The 4,499-nt window shown below is 67.3% G+C and carries 3 protein-coding genes; all 3 read left to right on the forward strand.

The window, feature by feature from the left end; genetic code table 11:
* Positions 1–143: 143 nt before the first annotated feature.
* The 3 genes from ACWV14_RS36190 (at position 144) to ACWV14_RS36200 (ending at position 4,424) form a co-directional block, all read left to right on the forward strand.
* Positions 144–740 (forward strand): RNA polymerase sigma factor, encoded by a 597-nt coding sequence (locus ACWV14_RS36190; protein WP_454908646.1) that lies wholly within the window; start codon positions 144–146, stop codon positions 738–740.
* 14 nt (positions 741–754) lie between these two features.
* Positions 755–1,807 carry a FecR family protein gene (locus tag ACWV14_RS36195; protein ID WP_454908647.1) on the forward strand — a complete coding sequence of 351 codons (1,053 nt, stop codon included), beginning with the start codon at positions 755–757 and terminating at the stop codon, positions 1,805–1,807.
* A gap of 163 nt (positions 1,808–1,970) precedes the next feature.
* Complete coding sequence (locus ACWV14_RS36200) at positions 1,971–4,424, forward strand: TonB-dependent siderophore receptor (RefSeq protein ID WP_454908648.1); 2,454 nt, start codon at positions 1,971–1,973, stop codon at positions 4,422–4,424.
* The last annotated feature ends 75 nt before the right edge of the window (positions 4,425–4,499 follow it).

The following is a 4,499-nucleotide window of genomic DNA, read 5'->3' on the forward strand; positions in this document are numbered from 1 at the left end:
ACACGGCACGGTGATACACTCAATAAGAATAGTTCTTATTAACACCCATCCCCGGGTTCACCGAAGCGCAGTGTCGGCACCGCCAGCATGATCGACGCCCGGTTTCCGGGGTTTATCGTCGATGCTTGCGAGAAGGCGGCCGGATGCGCGACCTCGTCCAGGAACTTGTTGCTCACTATGCGGACTTGCGCCGTCAGTTGACTCGCGACCTGAGGGATCCCCACTACGCGGCCGACATCGCGCAGTCGAGCTTCGAGCGGGTGTACGCACAGGCCACGAAGTCGCGCGGTGCCGCGTCCGGCGATGCTGGCGGCGGTATCGAATCGCCACGCGCCCTGCTCTTTCGGGTGGCCCGCAACCTGTGCATCGACGAGGCGCGCCGCCGCAAGGTGGCACAGGAATGGGTCGGCACGCACGCCACCATCGGCACGCACCATGCCGCGCCATCGAGCGAATTCATCCTTGCGCAGCAGCGCGTGCTGGCGCGCGTGGTCGAGACCATGGAAAAGCTCCCGCCGCGCCGACGCGAAGTGTTTCTGCTGTTCCGCGCCTACGGCCACACGCGCGCCGAGATCGCGCAGCGCCTGAACATCACCGAGATGGCGGTGGCCAAGCACCTGTTGCGCGCCACCATCGATTGCTCGCGGGTGTTCGCCGAGTTGCGCGCCGAGCTTATCGAGCCGCCGCACGTGCAGAATCATGCGGGTTTCGACACCGCGCTGGCCGAAGACTTCTCGTGAGCGGCGGCATGGCGATGAGCGCTCCGCGCGAACGGTTGATCGAGCGCGCGCTCGCGCTGATCGTCGAAGGCGAGATCGCGCCGGGCGAAGGAGCGCAGCGCGCCCGCGCGGCGCTGCACCAGTGGCGCGTCAAATCGCCGGAGCATGCGGCAGCCTTGCTGGAGGCGCGCCAGCGCTGGGACGCCCTCGGTGGCATGGCCGATGGCCTGCGCGCGCACTTCGACGAACCCGAAGCCACCATGCCGGCCCATGCCGCTGCTTCATCCCGGCACGGGCCGCAACGCCGCAAGCTGCTGCTGTCCATCGCCGGGCTGCTGGGGGGCGGCCTCGTTGCCGCCCGCGGCGCACAGTGGTACTGGCAGCAGCCCGTCTTTCAGGCGGCATACGCAACGCGCACGTCGCAGATGCTGAAGGTGACGCTGCCGGATGGCTCCAGCGAGAACAGCGGTGAAGGCGCCTTGGGCAGCCTTCTCGATCTCGCGCCGCAAAGCGAGATCGGCGTCACGCTTTATCGCCAGCGCCGCATCGCGCGGCTTGCACGCGGCGAGGTGCGCTTCGAGGTGGCGCGCGACGGCCGCAGGCCCTTTCGGGTCTATACGCGCGAGGCCGTCATCGAAGTGGTCGGCACTGTCTTCACGGTGCGCGACAGGGGTGGCCCCGTGACCGTAGGCGTCGAGCGCGGGCACGTGCGCGTGCAGTTGCGCCAGCCTCATGCCGAGGGCCAGGCCGATGCCCTCTCAGAGCCCATCGACCTGCGGCGCGGCGAACTGCTGGAAATCCGCGATGGCCAAGCCGATGCGGTGCGGCAGGCCGACACCGCTGCGCTCTCCGCCTGGCGCGACGGCTGGCTGGTATTCGAGAACACGCCACTCGCGGATGCACTGGCCGCGGTCAACAGCTACCGGGCCCAGCCCATCGTCACGACGGGCCAGCGCACCGGCGCCATGCGGCTGTCGGGACGCTTTCGCACCAACGACTCCACGGGACTGCTTGCCGCGCTGCCGTCGATCCTGCCCCTGTCTGCGATCCACCGGGCGGACGGCAGCGTGGAGCTTCAGTCACGCTGAAGGCCGGCGAGCGCCGCGATCGCTCGGCAGAACGCCAAAGTTCCTGTCTCTATTTTTCGCATTCAAACGTCTTACTTGTATCGACGCCACGGCCACGCAAACCGGCCGGTGTCCGCGTTCGAAAGTCAATACGTCGCCTTTTTCAGACTTGGAGCCTCGACCCATGCGTTTCTCGCCTCGCCACCGCCTCCTGAGCGCCGCGCTCTCCACCGCCTTCGGCACGGTCTTTGTCAGCTGGAGCGGGGTTGCCCAAGCGCAGCCCGCCGCGCAGGCCTCGGCGGTGTTCGACATCGACGTGCCGGCGCAATCGCTGGCCTCCGCGCTCAATGAGCTTTCGCGGCAGACCGGCATGCAGGTCTTCGCAGCGGGCGATGTGGTGGCCGGCGTGCGCGCTCCGGCACTGTCCGGGCGCTTCACGCTGCAGCAGGCGCTCGACCGGCTGCTGGCCGGCAGCGGCCTGGTCGCTGCGCGCAGCGGCGCCTCGCAAGTGACGGTGCAGCGCCAGCCGGCTGTCTCGTCAGACCGCGCCACGCTGCCGCAGGTGAACGTGACGGCCCAGGGCTCGGCCGACGGCACGACCGAGGGCAGCGGCTCCTACACCACGCGGGTCACCGGCGCGGGCACCCGCATGGACCTGTCGCTGCGCGAGACGCCGCAGTCGGTCAGCGTGATCACGCGCCAGCAGATCGAGGACCAGAACCTGGTCTCCCTCAACGACGTGCTGCGCCAGACGCCAGGCATCGTCGCGGACAGGCAGGACGAGCGCGTGAACTACTCGTCGCGCGGCTTCGATTTGAGCCCCATGATCGACGGCATTCCGACGCTGGCGTTCAACAGCGTGGCTGGCGAGTCGAGCATGATCAGCACCGCCATCTACGACCGTGTGGAGGTCATTCGCGGCGCGGCCGGCCTGCTCAACGGCGTGGGCTCGCCGGGCGGCTCGATCAACCTCGTGCGCAAGCGACCGACGCCCGAGTTCTCCGGATACGTGTCGGGCGGCTTCGGCTCCTGGAACCGCTACAACGCCGAGGTCGACCTCGGCGGCAAGCTGAACACCTCGGGTACCGTGCGCGGCCGCGTGGTGGCCTCGCATTCGGACGGAAACACCTTCACCGACTACAAGAAGCGCCGAGAGGACCTTTTCTACGGCATCGTCGAGATCGACGTCGCGCCCAGCACCACTGTGGCACTGGGCTATGAGCACCAGAAAAACGCCATCAAGGGTGCCAACTTCGGGCAGACGCCGCTGTTCTATTCCGACGGCTCGCGCACCCACCTGCCGGTGTCCTTCAACTCCAGCGCGCCGTGGGCCACCTGGGACATGACCACCGACCGCTTCTTCCTGAACTTCGAGCACCGTCTGGACAACGGCTGGCGCGTGAAGGCCGAGGGCGCATTCGCCAAGAACAGGCGCGAGCGCGCGGGCGGCGACCTGTGGCTCTACCCTTCCAGCTTCGACCCGGTCACGCAGGAAGGCGAGCTGGATCGCGGCTACAACCCGGCCGAAGGCCGCAACAAGTCCTTCGACCTCTATGCCACCGGCCCGTTCGAGCTGTTCGGCCGCAGGCACCAGGCGAGCTTCGGGGTGAACGTCAACCGCTACACCTACTCGGTGTTCAGCGCCAACTCCTCGCCCGACCCGGCCGACCGGGTGCCGGTCAGCCTCTACGGCATCGGCGCGTCGCCGCAGCCCGACTTCATCTATCCGTCCCTCCGCTTCGGCGAACAGACCGAGCAGCGCGCCATCTACGGCTCGACCCGCCTGCGTCCGACCGACGACCTGTCGGTCATCATCGGCGGTCGCGTCACCTGGTACCGCAACAAGGGCTACTCGACCAACTGGGCGCAGGGTTACGCGGACACCACCTACTCGCCGCAAGCCAGGCAGAACGGCGTATTCACCCCCTACTTCGGCGTGGTGTACGACGTGAGCAAGGAGTTCTCGGTGTATGCGAGCTATACCGACATCTTCCAGCCCAACACTGCCAAGGACGTGAACAACAATGTGCTCGATCCCAAGCGCGGCCACAACGTCGAGGTCGGCGTCAAGGGCGAGCACATGGACGGCAAGCTCAACACCAGCTTCGCCGTGTTCCGTACGCAGGAAGACAACCTGGCAGTGAACATCGACGGCGCCGAGCCGCTGCCCGACGGCACCATCCCGTCGCGCGCGGTGAAGGGCGCGCGCAGCAAGGGCTTCGAGGCCACCGTGTCGGGTGAACTCGCGCGCGGCTGGCAGATCATGGGCGGCTATACCTATCACGCCAAGCGCGACGCGAACGACGTGCTGCTGAACACGCCGCTGCCACGCCGCCTGCTGCGCATCTCGACGAGCTATCGCCTTCCCGGCGAATGGAGCAAGCTCACCGTCGGCGGCAGCGTGAGCTACCAGAGCGGCATCTACTACAACGAGGCCTATGGCCTGGGCACCGCCACGCAGGGCGGCATCACCTTGCTGGGGCTGATGGCACGCTACGACTTCACCAAGCAGCTGAGCGCGTCGCTCAACATCGAAAACCTCAGCAACAAGCGCTACTACAGCGGCCTGGGCGGCTACAACGGCTACACCCAGGGCACGCCGCGCAATGCCTGGGCAAAAGTGACCTACAAGTTCTAGCCGCTGCGAGGGCCGGCTCCTCGCCGGCCCTTTGTCTCGCCCAGCGCGGAGCCGATCGCCTCGGCCCGCAGCTCC

It is taken from the genome of Variovorax durovernensis (genome assembly GCF_977011995.1).

Bases quoted from the DNA above. Each gene is read 5' to 3' on its own strand.
- ACWV14_RS36195 (WP_454908647.1), top strand. From the start codon at position 755: ATGAGCGCTCCGCGCGAACGGTTGATCGAGCGCGCGCTCGCGCTGATC.
- ACWV14_RS36190 (WP_454908646.1), top strand. From the start codon at position 144: ATGCGCGACCTCGTCCAGGAACTTGTTGCTCACTATGCGGACTTGCGC.
- ACWV14_RS36200 (WP_454908648.1), top strand. From the start codon at position 1,971: ATGCGTTTCTCGCCTCGCCACCGCCTCCTGAGCGCCGCGCTCTCCACC.